At 41.9% G+C, this 16,848-nt stretch carries 20 protein-coding genes; 1 reads left to right on the top strand and 19 read right to left on the bottom strand.

Annotated elements, in window-relative coordinates:
• Positions 1 to 30 precede the first annotated feature (30 nt).
• From JIN86_RS10270 to JIN86_RS10185, 18 genes are all read right to left on the bottom strand, one after another.
• Entirely contained in the window at positions 31 to 423 is a 393-nt protein-coding gene (locus JIN86_RS10270) for a BMC domain-containing protein (protein WP_004228984.1), read from the bottom strand.
• Positions 413 to 682, bottom strand: a complete 270-nt coding sequence (locus JIN86_RS10265) for a EutN/CcmL family microcompartment protein (protein WP_004228986.1) — start codon at positions 680 to 682, stop codon at positions 413 to 415. Before JIN86_RS10265 ends, JIN86_RS10270 begins: the two co-directional genes overlap by 11 nt.
• Before the next feature lie 6 nt (positions 683 to 688).
• On the bottom strand, positions 689 to 1,531 hold the full coding sequence (gene pduL / locus JIN86_RS10260; protein WP_202341864.1) for a phosphate propanoyltransferase: 843 nt from the start codon (positions 1,529 to 1,531) through the stop codon (positions 689 to 691).
• Between the two features lie 19 nt (positions 1,532 to 1,550).
• On the bottom strand, positions 1,551 to 1,823 hold the full coding sequence (locus tag JIN86_RS10255; RefSeq protein WP_004228994.1) for a BMC domain-containing protein: 273 nt from the start codon (positions 1,821 to 1,823) through the stop codon (positions 1,551 to 1,553).
• Positions 1,824 to 1,841: 18 nt separating this feature from the next.
• On the bottom strand, positions 1,842 to 2,612 hold the full coding sequence (fabG, locus tag JIN86_RS10250; protein WP_202341863.1) for a 3-oxoacyl-ACP reductase FabG: 771 nt from the start codon (positions 2,610 to 2,612) through the stop codon (positions 1,842 to 1,844).
• A 30-nt stretch (positions 2,613 to 2,642) separates the two neighbouring features.
• A complete protein-coding gene (locus JIN86_RS10245) occupies positions 2,643 to 2,933 on the bottom strand; it encodes a BMC domain-containing protein (RefSeq protein ID WP_004228999.1) in 291 nt (96 codons plus the stop codon).
• A gap of 15 nt (positions 2,934 to 2,948) precedes the next feature.
• A complete protein-coding gene (locus JIN86_RS10240; RefSeq protein ID WP_004229001.1) occupies positions 2,949 to 3,569 on the bottom strand; it encodes a hypothetical protein in 621 nt (206 codons plus the stop codon).
• A gap of 5 nt (positions 3,570 to 3,574) precedes the next feature.
• A complete protein-coding gene (pduL, locus tag JIN86_RS10235) occupies positions 3,575 to 4,189 on the bottom strand; it encodes a phosphate propanoyltransferase (protein ID WP_202341862.1) in 615 nt (204 codons plus the stop codon).
• Between the two features lie 16 nt (positions 4,190 to 4,205).
• On the bottom strand, positions 4,206 to 4,487 hold the full coding sequence (locus JIN86_RS10230) for a BMC domain-containing protein (RefSeq protein WP_004229005.1): 282 nt from the start codon (positions 4,485 to 4,487) through the stop codon (positions 4,206 to 4,208).
• A gap of 14 nt (positions 4,488 to 4,501) precedes the next feature.
• Positions 4,502 to 5,983, bottom strand: coding sequence for an aldehyde dehydrogenase family protein (locus JIN86_RS10225; protein WP_202341861.1), 1,482 nt, complete (start codon positions 5,981 to 5,983; stop codon positions 4,502 to 4,504).
• Between the two features lie 15 nt (positions 5,984 to 5,998).
• Entirely contained in the window at positions 5,999 to 6,289 is a 291-nt protein-coding gene (locus JIN86_RS10220) for a hypothetical protein (RefSeq protein ID WP_202341860.1), read from the bottom strand.
• 4 nt (positions 6,290 to 6,293) lie between these two features.
• On the bottom strand, positions 6,294 to 7,037 hold the full coding sequence (locus JIN86_RS10215; RefSeq protein ID WP_103117885.1) for an HAD family hydrolase: 744 nt from the start codon (positions 7,035 to 7,037) through the stop codon (positions 6,294 to 6,296).
• 20 nt (positions 7,038 to 7,057) lie between these two features.
• Positions 7,058 to 8,464, bottom strand: a complete 1,407-nt coding sequence (gene eat, locus JIN86_RS10210) for an ethanolamine permease (protein WP_202341859.1) — start codon at positions 8,462 to 8,464, stop codon at positions 7,058 to 7,060.
• 25 nt (positions 8,465 to 8,489) lie between these two features.
• Positions 8,490 to 9,509, bottom strand: coding sequence for a phosphotransferase enzyme family protein (locus JIN86_RS10205; protein ID WP_202341858.1), 1,020 nt, complete (start codon positions 9,507 to 9,509; stop codon positions 8,490 to 8,492).
• Positions 9,510 to 9,552: 43 nt separating this feature from the next.
• Positions 9,553 to 10,818, bottom strand: coding sequence for a class-III pyridoxal-phosphate-dependent aminotransferase (locus tag JIN86_RS10200; RefSeq protein ID WP_202341857.1), 1,266 nt, complete (start codon positions 10,816 to 10,818; stop codon positions 9,553 to 9,555).
• A gap of 13 nt (positions 10,819 to 10,831) precedes the next feature.
• The gene (locus tag JIN86_RS10195) at positions 10,832 to 11,623 is read right to left on the bottom strand and encodes a DeoR/GlpR family DNA-binding transcription regulator (RefSeq protein ID WP_202341856.1); all 792 of its coding nucleotides are present in this window, start codon (positions 11,621 to 11,623) and stop codon (positions 10,832 to 10,834) included.
• Positions 11,624 to 11,940: 317 nt separating this feature from the next.
• Positions 11,941 to 12,891 (bottom strand): stalk domain-containing protein, encoded by a 951-nt coding sequence (locus JIN86_RS10190; protein ID WP_202341855.1) that lies wholly within the window; start codon positions 12,889 to 12,891, stop codon positions 11,941 to 11,943.
• Between the two features lie 162 nt (positions 12,892 to 13,053).
• Positions 13,054 to 14,823 (bottom strand): glycerophosphoryl diester phosphodiesterase membrane domain-containing protein, encoded by a 1,770-nt coding sequence (locus JIN86_RS10185; RefSeq protein WP_202341854.1) that lies wholly within the window; start codon positions 14,821 to 14,823, stop codon positions 13,054 to 13,056.
• Positions 14,824 to 15,035: 212 nt separating this feature from the next.
• Here JIN86_RS10185 and JIN86_RS10180 point away from each other — a divergent pair, with 212 nt between their 5' ends.
• A complete protein-coding gene (locus tag JIN86_RS10180; RefSeq protein ID WP_004229027.1) occupies positions 15,036 to 15,245 on the top strand; it encodes a hypothetical protein in 210 nt (69 codons plus the stop codon).
• Positions 15,246 to 15,280: 35 nt separating this feature from the next.
• Here JIN86_RS10180 and JIN86_RS10175 read toward each other — a convergent pair whose 3' ends face one another.
• Positions 15,281 to 16,846 (bottom strand): amidohydrolase, encoded by a 1,566-nt coding sequence (locus JIN86_RS10175; protein ID WP_202341853.1) that lies wholly within the window; start codon positions 16,844 to 16,846, stop codon positions 15,281 to 15,283.
• Positions 16,847 to 16,848 lie beyond the last annotated feature (2 nt).

The following is a 16,848-nucleotide window of genomic DNA, read 5'->3' as shown; positions in this document are numbered from 1 at the left end:
CGACATAGATTCATTGCTAAAGATCGCCGATTACTTATCTGCCTGCTCATCCTCGACAAGTTTTGTTTGCTGAGGCTTCTGGCGAGCGCTTGTTTTTTTGGCTGCTGTCTCCGTCGCTTTTGTCGCTTGTTTTTCATCAATAATCGCTGTGAATACTTCATTGGCTGCTCGTGGAATTACATGTGCGCTTAGTAGCTTGCTCGTTCGCGTTGCTGCCGCTTTGCCAGCCTCAACCGCAGCCTGTACTGCACCCACATCTCCCTCCACAATAATGGTTACGATACCACCGTCTACTAACTCCTGTTTCACTAATTGGACATTGGCTGCTTTTAGCATAGCGTCCGCAGCCTCAATGGAGCCAATCAAGCCATACGTTTCGATCATTCCTATCGCTTCTGTCACTGTGTTCACCTCACGATTCATCTGTGCCATCTATAATGCCAACAACAATGGCATCAATTGGACAAATACTGGTCGTAGAAAAACTTCGTACGGCAGCACTGCCCATTGTTAAAATGACATTATCCCCAACACCTGCACCTATACGATCTGCAGCAACAATTTGTTCATCACTCAGTTGACCATCCAGCTTTATTGGCTGGATAATGAGTAATTTCAATCCCTGTAGCCCTTCCTCTTTACGTGTTGCCCAGATATTTCCGACCACTGTTCCTATCCGCATGCATCCTCATCCTTTTTCGTGAAACTGAAGTTCAATTTCTAATTTTTCAACGGCCTCCTTCGCCAGTGCCGTCAACCTTGCCTCTTTGGGGACTATCACTGTCTCACCTTGATAACGGCTTACATCATTTGCCGTTATAATCTTTTGTTTAATTTCAATTGGAGGACGGACGAAATTATTGTAAGGCTCTCCTGCCATCTTACCTGTTATAATTGTACCTGTTTCGCCCTGTTGGATGAAGCCTGCGTTTGCTTCATCGGTATCTATATGCATTTCTAATTGATAGTGATCAGCCACACGAATTTTCACTTGCTCAAAGGTAATGGGACGTCGCCCTTGCACCTTAACGGAGACATATTGACCGTTTTGAACACCTAACTGCTGTGCATCAGCAGGTGCCATATGAATATGTGCTTGTGCGATAATGACCCCTTCTTGTAAAATCAAACGTCCCCTGGGTCCTACCAGGATACAGCTAGCTGAGCCAGCAATTTCGCCCGATTCACGCAAAGGTGGTTGAATTCCTAGGGCAATCGCAGCTGTATGACTAATTTCAATTTGTGTGAAGGTGCGAGCTGGACCTAATACACGTACATTTTGAATGCTTCCTTTTGGTCCCACCACCTGTAGCGTTTCATGTGCTGCAAACTGGCCGGGTTGAGCTAACATTTTTTTCACATTTAACGTAGCACCTTTGCCAAATAGCTGCTCGACATGCTCTTGTTGTAAATGAATATGCCTTGCAGAGATACCTATAGGAATTTCATTTGATGTAGGAGCTGCTTCTTTTTTAGGTAGTAATTCGGCTATGACATCATTAACAATTTGCATTATTGCTTGTTCATTCATATAGCCACCTCACTCATTATTACACTTTTAAAATCGCTTCCAATTCTGCATGTGGTCGCGGAATGACATGTACAGATAATAACTCTCCAACACGTTGTGCAGCTGCTGCTCCTGCATCTGTTGCGGCTTTCACAGCCCCTACATCCCCACGAACAAGTACCGTGACAATACCGCCACCCACATGGACTTTACCAACAATATTCACATTGGCAGCCTTGACCATTGCATCGGCCGCTTCAATAGAGCCCACTAAGCCCTTTGTTTCAATCATTCCTAATGCGCCTGAATTCATTTCGTATCCCTCCTTCATTTAAAATGCCTCTGCATCCTCAGGTAATGTTTGGCCACCATCAATAATGATCGATTGACCCGTAATAAAGCCTGCCTCCTTACTACTAAGGAACAATGCAGCATACGCTATATCCTCCACACGACCAAGGCTCCCAAATGGAATCGCCTTCGCCATCTTTTGTAGATAGGATTCACCAAGACCATCTAAGCCTTCTGTTGCAATATTTCCTGGTAACACGGCATTGACCGTAATATTATAAGGGGCTAATTCAAGAGCCGCAGTCCGCATAAACCCTAATTGAGCTGCCTTACTTGCGGCATAATGTGTCCATCCAGCATAGCCAGTCACCGGACCCGTTATCGATGAGGTAATAATGACCCTGCCAGCATTCGCTTTCTTTAAATGGGGCACGCAAGCTTTGACAGCAAACATCGTTCCTCTGGCATTGACATTTAATACCTGATCCCAATGGGCAGTCGTCATGTCCTCTAGTTTCATGGAGGGAAAAATACCAGCATTGGCACATAAAATATCGATGGAACCAAAGGAGCTAGCAACCTCCGTAGCCATGCTTTCAACAGATTCATAGTTTTCAACATCAACAGTAGCAGCAGAAGCTGAGTATCCTTGCGCTTGTAATTGATTTGCTACATCTGTGGCAGCTTCCATACCTCTTGCCGCAATCACCACATGAGCGCCCTGTTCCGCAAATACGGTAGCAATCCCCTTCCCAATTCCTTTACTACCACCAGTAACTATGACAACCTTCCCCGTTAAATCGACCTTCAACTCGTTCCTCCACCTTTCCTTTTCTTCATTTTAAGTACTTGGCTTTTTCGCAATTTCTGTTACTAATCCATTCACCGCAATATCTGGCCTTAAAATAGTCGAAGAGGCAATCCATTGGTTGGCTGCTTTAGCTAGTTGCGTACCAATGGCTATCGCTTCCTGAATGGCCGCTGTGTCCCCTTCAATGGCAATGGTTACTAGAGCCAAATCGATGGTTTCTTGTCGAAGTATTCGAATATCTGCTGCTTTGAGCATAGCATCTGCGATTTGTATTGAAATCGCAAGCCCTCTTGTCTCCACAATACCAATCGATTTCATCATGTAACAACACTCCTGCTAATATCTTTGTATCGTCATCCCTTTTTCCTGAATCATTTCTTGTGCTAGTGGCGTAAGTTTTGTGTGGGCAGGCAGTGTCAGCTGTTGTCCCTTGTACGATTGAAGCATCTCTGCTGTCAAATAGTTTGCCACTATAGTCGAACGAGTCGGTTCCTCTTGCTGCTTTAAAAATCGAATAAGCTGTGCAAATAACTGAATGTCACAGCCAAACTCCTTTAGGCGCTCTATATGATGCAACAACATTTTCATGTAAGGATTCGGTTCCTTTGCTGTGATAACAGCAGATAATTTTTCATTAGGAATTAAAATTGCTGTTCGATTGTTCACCAGCAACTCAGACAGATACAAGGCTGCCGGTGTAGTAGGCAAGCCTTGGGCACTGCTGACGATAAATGTTTGATCCACTTCGAGAAAAACAATAGCATCGTAGAATAGCTGAGTGGGACTGATGGTATCATTTGCCTGCCACTCCTCAACATGGCAATAGCTTTGTAATACGTCCACCTGTTTCTTAGAAATGGTCGTATGAGAATGGACAAGCAAAAGTCTTTTATGCTTTTTTTCCATCATCGATGTGACTACTTCTTCGATGATTCTCTGTAATTCTTTTATATCCATACCTGTCACTCCATTTTAATAAGCTTGCCAATTGAATACTGTTGAAGAGCGGCGGCATTCGCCTCATCTGTATCTACATGCATCTCAAGAACGAATGCTGGTGAGACGCGTATGACCACATTCATTAATCGTAGTTGACGTACATCCCCACAGATTTCTACCGTCACGATTTCCTTATCTTGGACATTGAAGGCAATAGCATCGGATATATCCATGTGGATATGTGCTTGGGCAATAATCAATCCTTGCTTTTTATGGAGAGTTCCTTGAGGCCCAATCAATGTAATCGATTCAGATTTTTCTAAGTCGCCTGACATACGAATCGGTGGTGTTACGCCAAGCTTGATGGCATCCGTTTGACTGATTTCGATTTGGGTTGCATTGCGAAATGGGCCTAAAACCCGAACCTTGTCAATTTGGCCTTTGGGTCCTTTTATCGTTAGAACATGCTGTGATGCAAATTGACCTGGCTGGGAAAGTTCCTTCCAGCTCTGTAACGCTGCCTCTCTACCAAATAAATAATAGAAATCCTCCTCATTAACATGACAATGACGGGCAGAAATCGCAATCGGGATACTTTGTTTGGTAACTTCAGTGGCATGTATTTGCTTGTTTGTCATCACACTCCCTCACTTTTCACTTAGGTAAAATTGCGTATAATTCCGAATGAGGGCGTGGAATAACATGTACCGATAATAGCTCACCTACTCGACGTGCGGCCTCAGAGCCTGCATCCGTCGCTGCCTTGACTGCCCCGACATCACCTGTCACCAGCACCGTCACAATACCGCCACCAACATGGACTTTCCCTACAATATTGACGTTTGCTGCCTTTACCATGGCATCTGCCGCCTCAATTGATCCGATTAATCCTCTTGTTTCAATCATGCCTAAAGCTCCATTTATCTCTACGCTCATTTCCTTTTCCTCCTCTAATTACTTAGCTTTGTGAGTACTTCCTCTACAACCTTTTCAATGGTCAGCCTGTCAATAGATACCCCTTCAATTGTTTGCATCGCTGGAGCCTGTATATTTTGTGGATGCTGTGGGGGAGGAATCGTTAGTGCCTTCACACCATAGGCCACTCTTTTTTTATTTAATAAATGATGTGCAGAAATATTATCACTCGTAATATTTCCCCCATAGGCCCCACAGCCCAATGTAAAGGAAGGCGTTAAACTTGTCGTACCGCCTGCAGCTCCAACAGATGCTAAAGTATTGACTACTATTCTGGACACGGGCATTTGAGCGGCAAACTGCTTAACAAAATGTTCATCCTGTGCATGAATAGCCAGGCTATGTCCTCTCCCTCCAACATCAAGCAAGCGACGGCAAATCTTTACGGCTTCTTCCTGCGAACGAGCCGTATAAAGACCTAGGATGGGAGAAAGCTTTTCCATGGAAAATGGATACTCCTTCCCAATCTCCTGTTCCTCCGCCACTAATACGCGTGTATGTCGAGGGACATCAATATTGGCCATTTGGGCAATTACGGTTGCTGGCTTCCCAACAATTTGGCTATTTAATGTACGAGCTACTGGTGAAATCACCTTTGCTAATTTTTCCTTGTCCTGCCCACTAAGAAGGATGGCCCCATTTTCTGCTAACGCGGCCATCACCTGCGCTTTTACCTCCTGATGCACGACAATAGCTTGCTCTGTGGCACAGATCGTACTATTATCAAATGATTTACTATCGATAATTTGCTTCATTGCCTCGTTCACATGTGCTGTGCGATCAATATAGACAGGAACATTCCCAGGGCCAACACCATAGGCTGGTTTCCCTGAGCTATAGGCAGCTTTGACAAGCCCTGCTCCACCAGTTGCTAGAATGAGCTGTACATCACGATGATGCATTAATTCCTCTGTTCCTTTTATTGTTGGATGGCTAATCCATTGAATAAGTCCCTCTGGTGCTCCTGCATGAACCGCTGCCTGCTGACAAATTTTCAATGCCTCGATGGTGCAGTTGACTGCTGTTGGATGAGGACTAAAGACAATGGCATTTTGCGCCTTTAAGGCAATTAGCGTTTTAAAAATGGCTGTAGCAGTCGGGTTCGTGACAGGTGTAACTGCCGCAATAACACCGAATGGATAAGCAATTTCCACCTGCCTTGCTACCCTATCCTCGTGTATAACGCCAATTGTCTTTTCATGCCGAATGGCTTCATAGACACCTTGAGAAGCCAACTCATTTTTTATTTTTTTATGTTCAATAATGCCCATCTTTGTTTCTGTAACAGCTAATACAGCAAGATTTTCTGCCTGTTTATACGCAGCTTGGGCAATGGCCTCGACAATTCGATCGACCTGCTCTTGCGTAAAGCTGGCATACATTTTTTGCGCAATCGAAGCTGCTGCTATTCCGTCTCTTGCCTCTTGTATCGAAACCAAATCTTGGTCTCTCACCATATGACGAACCTCCCGTCAGGTAAATTTTTTTAGGGCAATTAAGTCGCTCGAATTAGCTACTGAGACAGTGCCTGATGATTGCTGGTGCAGACTTTGCCAATGCTGTAATTCATGCGTAGATAATGCTTCATAAGCAGGTTCAGTTGTTTGCAGCGTCTGATGTTGGTTTTCTTTTATTAATCGAAATGATTGCCATTCCTGTAATTCATCATTTGATAACGTTTTAGAAGCTTGTTCAGGCTGAGAGCCTTGCGTTAGTTTTTCCAATACCAATTCAGTAATCTTGGCAATTAGCTGATTGTCCATATGCTCACTCCTTTTCGATTAGCATGGTGAGAACAGATTCGTCATACGCTTCAATAATTGCGGTTGCATCAGGTAAATAATCCTTTGGGTATGTGGCACTAGGAATGATGCCAATTGAAAAGCACATGCCAGCATTTTTAGCAAAGAGCATATCTGCATTCGAATCGCCAATCATCACGGCTTTCTTAAGCGATACTTGAAATTGTTCCTCTGCCACATATGCTAAGTCTGGGAAGGGCTTACTGGATGTAGCTTGGTCACTTCCTAGAACGAAATCAAACAAAGCTAATAACTCTAGCTGTTGTAAATGTGATTTGGCTCGTGCCGTTTGATCAGCTGTAATCACCCCTAATTTCATCCCTTTATTTTTTAAGGTTATTAAGAGATTACGAATACCTGGTAATGCCTGTACCTTGCTATTTTCCTGCTGCGATGTGGCTAAGTTGGAAGCTGCTCTTGCCAGTGTTACCCCTTTGCTCCATGGGATTCCCTGCTGATAGAGTAAAAATGCCACGATCGTCTCAGCTTCTTGTATACTTCCAATGGCTAGAGGACTCGTTGGGTCAATCGTTGCTCCATTGTCGTTAACCCCTATGTTTCTTAAAAAAGTTTGTAAGGAAAAACAGATTTTTAAGTCTGAATTTTCTGTTAAATTAACATATAAATTTTTTGCCCAGGCAATCCATAAAGAATCCATTTCAATAATTGTTCCATCCTTATCAAAAATGACCCATTCCACTTTTGTCATAGGAAAACCCATCCCTTTATTTATTCTCGTATAGCCTCTATTGGCGATACCGGTACTTGCACCTCTACCTGCACCGTAGTGTCCTTGGCAAAGCGTTCCTCTGGTGCATCTTCATTAATATGGTGTCTTGCCCACACCCAATAATAGATCGTTGCCACAGCAAAAACAGCCAAACAAACGATGAAAAAAGTCAAATTCGCAAAGAAGCTCGCAAAGATAGCAATGACGGCTAGCACAAGTGAGACAATAGGCGTAAATGGATACAGTGGTGTCTTAAAGGTACGCACTAAATGAGGTTCTTTTTTACGCAAAATCAACACCGATAAATTCATCGTAATATACGATACTAATGCCCCAAATGTAGAAATTAAAATTAAATCATCTGGATTAAATAAAATGACTAACACTAACCCGATAAAGCCTGGCAAAATAATAGCCATATATGGTGTCTGACGCTTTTTATGCATCTTCGATAACATGCTTGGCAAATAGCCTGCACGTGATAAAGCATAGACCTGACGAGAGTAAGCCAAAATCACACCCGAAAAGCTTGCGATTAGTCCTACTAAGCCAACCGATGCTAAAATCTGCGCCAACCAATACGTATTTCCAAACACAGCGGCAATCGCTGCTGGCAACGGATCTTCAGCAACCGTCATAACATCGATGCCTGCTAGCCCAATGGCAACAGTTGTTGTCAAAATGGATAAAATCAGCAAGGTCACCATACCTGAAATTAACCCCTTCGGCATGTCCTTCTGTACATCTCTCGTCTCCTCCGATAACATAGGCAACATCTCGATTGCTAGGAATAGCCACATCGCATAGGGCAATGCTGACCAGATACCTTTAAATCCACCTGGTATAAGATCACCACTCTCAGGGAATAAATGCCCTACATTAATTTGCGGCAATCCAACGAAATACATTAATACTAATAACCCTAACGCGATAAAGACAAGCACCATTTCAATTGTGGCATATTCTTTAATGCCCATAATGTGAACACCCATGAACAGAGCATACATAAAGGCAGCTGCCACAACTGTCGGTACGGCTGGAAATAAAAAGCTAATATAACCTCCAATACCAATCGCGATAATTGGTGCGGCAATGACATATTGCAGCACGACACCAACCCCTGTAATAAAACCGATATAACGACCCATCGCCCGTCGAGCAAAGGAGTAAGGGCCTCCTGCATAAGGTAACATCGTCGATAATTCAGAAATACCTAAGGTCATCGTTAAATACATAATCGCCATAAATAGTGTCGCAATGAGCATTCCTAAAAAACCAGATTGACTTAAACCAAAATTCCAGCCAAAGTAGTTACCAGAAATCACAATGCCGACGCCAATTGTCCATAAATGGATGGGTGTAAGGGCTTTCTTTAATACGATGATTTCATCCTTTTTCGAAGACATGTTATTCGCCACCTTTTATCGTTATTTAGTTGTTACAGTCTTGATACTTTTCTACATAGGCTTTCACTAAATCATCACTCTGAAGCGTGTAATTTTCACCAAGTAAGCGCGTTGTCTCATTATCTCGACTTCCAATCCACGAAATAAGCTGTAGTCTTCTCATTAATATAAAAGTTGGGATCATCTCTTTTTCTTCGTCTGTTAATAATCGAATTTTGCAGTAGCCCTTAACCCATGAAGCAATCAACTCATCAAGATACGGCATATGCTCAATAAAGCTCACTGATGTGGCTAAATCATATAAAAACCAACCAAAACCACAATCATCAAAATCAATCACTTTAATTTCATCCCCATAGATGAGTAAATTAGCTAAGCGTAGATCCGCATGGATAAGGCCAAATTTTGTTTTATCTTTCCCAAATACCTCAAGCTTCTTTTGAATGATATGTGATGCTTCCTCATATAAAGCGATTCGTGCAGGGGTCATTCCAAGTCCATCCTGCCATCTCGCCCATTTCGGAGATTGACCTAGAATCGTATCATAATCCCATGTCATGCGCTGAAAGGCTTGGTAATAATCATGCTGCTCGATTGTATGTTTATGAAACATGGCTGTTATTTCGCCTAATGTTTCAAATTGCTGAATTAAATCATCTTCATTATTCTCATCAGGAGCAGTACCCTCCAAAAATGTAAATAATGTGCTATAATAGATCGTGTCATTATACGAATGAGCATGTACGTAGTCACCGTCATCTGCTCGCATCGGTAATGATACATCAATAGGAGATTGCTCATGGAGCGAGTTTAACCAGGCAATCTCCGCTTCGATTTCCTCTTTTTTATGGTAATTTGGTCGGCTGATCCTCAGAATATATTTTTTGCCCTGCCCATCTTCTACGAGATACGTTGCATTTTCGGAATAATCAATCATTTTACATGATGCTTCTAGTAAACAACTAAACTCCTTTAATGCATTATTTGCTGCTTGATGAAAGTTGGAAAGGACCAATTCTAAATCTATGAAATCCATTTGACCCATCTAGAAAACCCCCTGTTTACTAAATTGATAAGCTTTCTTTCCTTTAATAGCGTGCAAATTTTACAAGCTGCGCTGCTTCTTTAATGCCCGCCTCACATTTTTCAAGCAATTCATCACAGTACGCTTTATCACATAATAGTCCTGGCTTAAATTGCAACACACGTGTATCCAGCATTGAATAAATAGCCCATACCCCATGTTTGTACAAGGAGCTCATCACATATTTAGCCCCTTCAGGATGATTAAACTCTAGGCCCATAACAACGCCAAGCTGACGAATGCCCACAAAGAAATCTGGATATTGTTGTTGAATACGCTCTAAGCCACTTCGTAGATAACGAGCAACATATTCTACATTCTTTACTACTTCAGGACGTTGGGAGATTTCTAATACTTTCATCGCCACTACACAACCAAGTTCTGCTCCACCAAATGTAGAAATATGGGCTAGTCCATCTTCTTCCATCCAGCCGCCTGCTCGTTCATTGACTACTGTAGCTGCAATTGGATAAATACCGCCACTTAGACCCTTTGCTGTCACCAGAATATCTGGTTTCACACCATAGTGCTCAATACCCCACAGTTTACCTGTTCTCATTAAGCCCGTTTGCACCTCATCTGCAATATATAATGTTCCGTATCGTTCACAAAGTGACTTGACATCAGCCAAGTAATTAGCAGTGGGCAAGGGGAAACCATATGTCGCAGGGATGGTCTCGATAATTACGCTTGCTACATCCCCTCTAGCAAGTTCACGTTCCATTGCCGCCAGATCATTGAATGGCACGTGCACAAATTCATGTGGACTGCCCTCACTTAAAAACGGTTTTGAATAGCGTTCATTGCCAAGCGAAACTGCAAGACCTGTGTGCCCATGATATCCATTTTTAATGGAAATCGTTTTCTTACGTTTTGTAGCATAACGCGCACACTTTAGGGCAACATCAATTGCTTCACTTCCACCACTAGAGAAAATAGAATATGTTAAGCCTTCTGGTGTGCAGGCTGCTAATTTTTCAGCTAACTGTGCACGTGCAGTAGATGGAAAATGATGATTACCAATGTCAAAATAATTGGTTCCTTCCACTAATGCAGCAATGACTTCTGGATTACGATGGCCAAGGTTATATGTTCCGCCATTGAGATGCGCATTCATTAATTTTTTGCCATCCACATCGTAAAAATAATAGCCCTCTCGTTTCCCGATAACGACATCAACACCATCGATTTGCCACTGTTTCGTTTTTCCTGGATTCCACCAGTCAATTGATTTTTGTAAGGTTGCCTGTTTATTTGCAAAATAGTCCATAGTTTCCACCTTCCTATACATTGACGTCATCCAACATTTCACCTGCAATGAATAATTCCACTTTTTTCTGCTGTAATCGTTCCTGCCATTGTGTGGAGCTCTTTTGATCTGTAATCACCATCGAAATGTCCTCTAAATGACAAATATGCGCAAATGTAGAGACACCAAATTTCGTATGGTCTGCTAAAATAATCGTATTTTCTGCCCGCTCTATTAATTTCTTTGAAATCGCTGCGCCCGTAATATCATAGTCGGTAATACCATCAGCTAACGAAATCCCACCTGCAGCAACAAAGGCTTTATTTGCCTTTAGTTGATTAAAAAATAAATCAGCTAATGGACCTCCCATAAATTTTTGTCGATGTTCATATTCTCCTCCCGCAAAGAGCACCTTCCCTTGAAAGCATTCTGCGGCTAATGATAAAACTGGGAGTGAATTTGTGACGACAATGACGTTGGGCTTATCACCTAAATAACGAACGATTTCATAGGCTGTTGTACCATGACCGATAAAGATAACATCACCGTCTTCCACAATACTTGCAGCAGCCTTACAAATCCTTCTCTTCTCTATATTGTTAAGTGACGTTTTCTGTTCAAAGGTCCTCTCATACTTTTCCTTTGCCTTCACAGCCCCCCCATAGACTTTGTGTAGAAGCCCTTCCTTCTCCAATCGATCCATATCTCTACGTATAGTCTCGCCTGATACATTTAATAGCTGCTCTGCATCACTTACCTTCACTTTTCCTTCTAAATCTAAAATATCTAAAATCACTTTTTTACGTTCCTCAAACGAAAGAGACATACATCATCACTCCAAACACAAAGTTAAATCCAACAAAATCCACAAATCCAACACTTTATTTCTGTATTTATGTGGATTTGTTTTGAATTTTAAATAATAGTTTAATAATTGTCAATACTCTGAATCTTATTTTCTGTATGATTTTTTCTCTCTAAAGCCACTTATTTCTCTTAAGCGTAAAATGAAAACGCCACAAAAAACCAATTTCAGTTGTCTCATAATGCTCTCTAAACCTTTTTCAAAATATTTTTCTACAACTATTTTTTCCCATAAAAAATCCCCCTTCATGGTAGAAACCATAAAGGGAGATGACGAGATTATTTTGTTAATTCCTCTACAAATTCAACAGGTACATATGTTTTGCCGGATTCTAATAAAGCAGGGGCTACTTTAAATTGGCGAAGCGCTTTATTATAACCATATTCTTTTTGACCTCGTGTAATTGTATACGAAAGGGCTCCTTTTGAAACAATGGCACCTTTTGGCGTTACTTCTACTTTAAAGCCTAGCTTTTCAGCGATTAAGCGTAGCGGCACCATTTTTGTCCCATCTACTTCGTAAAAGTCTTTATTGATAATTTCTTGAACCGCTGAATCAACTGGAGCTGGTTCTGGTGTTGGAGCTGGATCCACTTCAACAGGCTCTTCCTTCTCAATTGTATCTAATACGATCACTTTTGATGGCGGTGTTTGAGCAGGGATGCTCATCGTTGCGATTGTGTAGAACACCACTAAATGCTGCTCTTTTAAATCGCCCACTTTCACATCTTTGCCAGTAGCACTTGCTAGCTTCGTGTCTTCCCCAACATTTAACTTAAGGTTATTTTCAGTATCCACTAAATCTTTATTGAAGAAATCTACTTCCACGCTACCCATTTCTTCTGTTTCTACAATGATTACTTCTGGGTTGTATTGTGGTGGATAAATCGCAAGCATCGGCTTCTTGGCATAAGAGTAAGCTGAGACCTTATTTCCTTTTTGAAGCTTGGCTTCTTTTCCCATATTGTCGAAAACTAATGAGTCTTTATTGGCAATCACAATATTTGTATTGTCACCATCCACCACTGTATAGTATGTGGCATTTTCACGTACTTCTACGTTTTCAACAGTACCTGTCACTTTAATAAAAATAGGCTGCACTTGTTGCACTGAAGTTTCTGCGTTAATCACAGTAGGTTCCCCTTCGTTCGCTGATGCAGTTGGAGCTCCAATCGCGCCCCCTAATAATAATGCTGACATAGCAAATGGTACGACCTTCGTCATTTTCATACAAAAAGCATCTCCTTCATTTTCCCGAATTCAATAAAGTAGTCGTATACAAAAGAAAAAGGTTACAAACTGTCTCCATTTTTATGGCTAGAGCTTTGCTTTCGCGGGTATCTACCTTCTCTTCGCGGATATTCGCTTCTTTGCGATTTTATTCTTCCCCCATCAAAAGATAAATCTCAGCCGATTCAGGATGCGTTGTAAGAAATATTGGTTTTCGCCTTGCTGAGTTCTTAGTTCGCGGGCGACGTCAGGATGGTCGGTGATGACGCCGCTGACATTCTTTTCGATGAAGGTTTGTAGGGAGCGATCGTCATTGAGTGTCCAAACAAATAAATCGGTCGGATGTTGCTTCAATTCTTCGATAAGCTGCTCCGTTACCCAGGATTCCTCCAGTGCGATAAAATCAACATTTTCCTCCATTGGTCCAATATTGAGTGCATAGACAATACCGACGCGCAAATTCGGCACCAATTTTTTTAATTGTGTCATTTTTTGTCCATCAGCGGATTGCACATAGTAGGAATCTAGCACCTTGTATTTTCGTAGCTTCTCTACTAATTTAGGTAAAACATCTTCTGTTTCCTGACCATGCACCTTTAATTCGATTAGTAGCGCCACATCTAACGCTTTGGCAATTTCAATACAATCATCTAATGAAGCAATTTTATCGCTAAAGCCATTTTGATGAATGGTTAACGTTTTTAGTTCGCTCAGGGTCATATTCGCAATGACACCATTTTTACCTGCTAACCTTCGTAATGTTCGATCATGGAAGACAACGAATTCCCCATCCACAGTTTGTTGAATATCGATTTCAATTAAATCTGCCCCCGCATTGGCTGCACTCACCAATCCACTAATTGTATTTTCTACATTACCTGCTACATAGCCTCGGTGGGCAATAATTTTGGTATCTGGGGCATAGACACTTTTCTCTAAGGAATTGATATTCATCATACTTAATACGAGAAACACAATGCCACTGATCAACAGCAATGGCTTATAGCGCCGCTTCCGATGTGTAGTAGCGCTGATTTTGCCCATCACTGGCGTATTATACGTAATGGCGACCATAACTTGTGAAAACATCGCCTGCAATAAACTAAATAGCACCACAAAGACTATTTCTAAAAAGGCTAGTGTCAGCCCAGCCGTAATCAAGGCTGCACTTGGTATTAAACGTTCAATTAAATAGAGTGGAAACGTAGCGACCACTGTTATACCAAGCATCATCAACAGATGACCTGTTAAAAGCATAGCTAATAGCACGACTAGTTCAAATAATCCACGCTTGGAAAATCGCCAGCTTTGCTTAAAAGAACGCAAAATAGAGATGTGCGGCTGGATTGTAAAGATAGGTAACGTTAAGATACTTCGAATGCCTATCATCACAATGCTGCTTGCCACCACAGCATATGCTAGCCTACCCGCTCGACTACTCATGATTTCTTCAGTTAGAAAATGTGGTAGGGAGATGGATTGAGTCAATGTAAGGGGTAGCATAAAGGAAGCTAGTGGCATTAATAGCGCTAGATAGACGATGAGAAATAAAACTTGCACACTAAAAAAATAAACAACCTTGCGATTTAATTGTTGCCATAAAGGAAGAAATCGGTAGCGAAGTCCTCGTTGCTGATGAAAGGCCATGAGAAATAGAAAGCCCATCTCATAATATACAAATAATAAAAACAGCAAAATTAATAGACAAATCATTATCATCACAAAGGGATGCGTCACAAAGCTTTGCCAATTTTGCTCAGTAATATGTGTAAACCCAGTTACTCGTAGCATGAGCTTCAAGACGATAGAGGTTACAGGGATCATTAATAAAAACTGAAAGATTCTAATTAATGCGAAAACCTGTACATAATCGAATCGATAAACATAAATATTATGGACAGCCTGTCGCATTACTTGTCCTGCCTTGTGCACATACTCACCCCTATCATGCTGTTAAAATCGCTCACTACTAACGTATGTTTTGACTGCTATGGCCCATTCCTCAAAGCCAATAAAATAGCACTCCTCTACACCAAAGTAGGTGTCAATTTTTGTATTAATCGTGACATTCACCATTTTTTTGAAACTTTTTAACATGTCACCCTGTATATAACTAGATACCCACTACAGAAAGGAGCGCAAACATGAAATTCAACCTTGGTGATATCATTAGTACAACCGTTCTTTTATGTATGTTTCTAGCAATCTTTTTCGTGATGATCCATATGATCAAAAAAATGAAATCCACTGCCCCTGTGTCTCCTCCACCAACCATGCAACAGCAAGTAGAGGACTTATCAAAACGTGTGTCGACCTTAGAACAACAAGTAAAACAACTAGCTGACAAACAATAGTCCCATAAAAAAAATCGCTGTGAAGGATAACCTTCTCAGCGATTTTCATATACTATCTGACCATTCACAACCGTGCATGCGACTTGAATGTGTGGAAGCTGCTCCATCTCTACTGTAAAAACGTCCTCTTGTAAAATCGTAAAGTCTGCTGCAAAGCCTTCTGCAATTTTGCCACGCATAAATTGCTGTCCAATGATTTCAGCCGCCCCTACTGTGTACAAACGGACTGCCTCAAATCGGGAAATTTTCTCATGAGGGTTATAGCCATCATGTGTCTCCCCAAAATTTCTTCTAGTGACAGCCGCATAAATACCATACAACGGGTTTGGCACTTCAATCGGAGCATCACTGCCGCCTGCGACAATCAGCCCTCTGTCAAGAAGAGACTTTAAAGGATGTAAGCCCTGTGCGCGCTCCTCCCCAAGTCTCGATAGCTCTGCTTGGTATTCTCCCTGTACAAACTGCGGCTGCATATCCACTGCCACTGGTAATGCAGCTAGCTTGGCTAAAAGTTCCTCATCGACTAAGCTACAGTGAATCACGCGATCAAGCTGACCTTCCTGAGGAGGATATGCCGCAAAAACGTCTAAAATCGTGTCTATTGCTAAATCGCCAATGACATGCACGGCAACGGTTTGTCCATATTGACGTGCCAGCTGAACATAGCTTGTTAATTGCTCAGTTGTATGAATAAGCATCCCTGCATTGTCCGGATCATCACAGTAAGGCTGACGTAGTGCAGCCGTACGACCTCCAAAGGCTCCATCAATAAAAATTTTCATCGCACCAAACTCCAAAAATGGTGAGGAAGCTAAATCCATCTTCGCAACCTCTTCAAAGACTGTATGATGCTGTAATAAATGCACCTTAAAGGATTGCTGTACCTCTACTATTTTGCGATAAGCCTGAATCGGCTGGCCTGGCGGTCCATAATAGCTTAAATCCTCTGAATGTCCCCCTACTAAACCATAGGATTGCAATGAGGTCACCGCCTTTGTCAGTGCATCCTCAATATACGCAGGTGTAATATGTGGCATCTGGTTAACAATTAAATACAATGCTGCATCCTTTAGTATCCCTGTGAGCTGACCATCTACTTTGTCAATGACACCCCCCTCTGGCGAAGGAGTCCTATTTGTAATTCCTGCAAAAGCGAGTGCCTTGGAATTGGCTAGGATCAAATGATGACAGCTCCGTTTAATGATTAAATGAGCATCTCCAAGGGCATCTAGCTCCGCTAAGGTCGGGAAAATGGGCTCCACAAATTGGTTTTCATTTAGTCCAATCGCAATGACCCATTCATGTGCTGACGCCTCAGCCATTCGCTCCTGAAGTTTCACAAGTAATGCCTCTTTACTCGTAACCGCCGATACATCAAGATGCTTGAGCTTTTCCCCGTAGCCAATAATATGTAAATGACTGTCGACAAAGCCTGGAAACATGATATTGCCCTCTAAATGTTGGATAGAAGCAGCTAGTGGCGACAAGCTCTCCACTGAGCCTGTCGCCACAATTTTTCCATCTTCAACAAGGACTGCATCCACTGTTTCACCAACCTGAGCCATTGTGTAAATCTTACCACCTGTCCATAATGTTGCCAAAA

Source organism: Lysinibacillus sp. HST-98 (assembly GCF_016757845.1).
Lineage (GTDB): Bacteria > Bacillota > Bacilli > Bacillales_A > Planococcaceae > Lysinibacillus > Lysinibacillus capsici.
This window is presented reverse-complemented; position numbering and strand designations above follow the sequence as displayed.

Bases quoted from the DNA above. Each gene is read 5' to 3' on its own strand.
- JIN86_RS10270 (WP_004228984.1), bottom strand. From the start codon at position 423: ATGAATCGTGAGGTGAACACAGTGACAGAAGCGATAGGAATGATCGAA.
- JIN86_RS10220 (WP_202341860.1), bottom strand. From the start codon at position 6,289: ATGGACAATCAGCTAATTGCCAAGATTACTGAATTGGTATTGGAAAAA.
- eat (WP_202341859.1), bottom strand. From the start codon at position 8,464: ATGTCTTCGAAAAAGGATGAAATCATCGTATTAAAGAAAGCCCTTACA.
- JIN86_RS10230 (WP_004229005.1), bottom strand. From the start codon at position 4,487: ATGAGCGTAGAGATAAATGGAGCTTTAGGCATGATTGAAACAAGAGGA.
- JIN86_RS10205 (WP_202341858.1), bottom strand. From the start codon at position 9,509: ATGGGTCAAATGGATTTCATAGATTTAGAATTGGTCCTTTCCAACTTT.
- JIN86_RS10215 (WP_103117885.1), bottom strand. From the start codon at position 7,037: ATGACAAAAGTGGAATGGGTCATTTTTGATAAGGATGGAACAATTATT.
- JIN86_RS10265 (WP_004228986.1), bottom strand. From the start codon at position 682: ATGCGGATAGGAACAGTGGTCGGAAATATCTGGGCAACACGTAAAGAG.
- JIN86_RS10200 (WP_202341857.1), bottom strand. From the start codon at position 10,818: ATGGACTATTTTGCAAATAAACAGGCAACCTTACAAAAATCAATTGAC.
- JIN86_RS10180 (WP_004229027.1), top strand. From the start codon at position 15,036: ATGAAATTCAACCTTGGTGATATCATTAGTACAACCGTTCTTTTATGT.
- JIN86_RS10195 (WP_202341856.1), bottom strand. From the start codon at position 11,623: ATGTCTCTTTCGTTTGAGGAACGTAAAAAAGTGATTTTAGATATTTTA.
- pduL (WP_202341862.1), bottom strand. From the start codon at position 4,189: ATGACAAACAAGCAAATACATGCCACTGAAGTTACCAAACAAAGTATC.
- pduL (WP_202341864.1), bottom strand. From the start codon at position 1,531: ATGAATGAACAAGCAATAATGCAAATTGTTAATGATGTCATAGCCGAA.
- JIN86_RS10225 (WP_202341861.1), bottom strand. From the start codon at position 5,983: ATGGTGAGAGACCAAGATTTGGTTTCGATACAAGAGGCAAGAGACGGA.
- JIN86_RS10190 (WP_202341855.1), bottom strand. From the start codon at position 12,891: ATGAAAATGACGAAGGTCGTACCATTTGCTATGTCAGCATTATTATTA.
- JIN86_RS10245 (WP_004228999.1), bottom strand. From the start codon at position 2,933: ATGATGAAATCGATTGGTATTGTGGAGACAAGAGGGCTTGCGATTTCA.
- JIN86_RS10255 (WP_004228994.1), bottom strand. From the start codon at position 1,823: ATGAATTCAGGCGCATTAGGAATGATTGAAACAAAGGGCTTAGTGGGC.
- JIN86_RS10240 (WP_004229001.1), bottom strand. From the start codon at position 3,569: ATGGATATAAAAGAATTACAGAGAATCATCGAAGAAGTAGTCACATCG.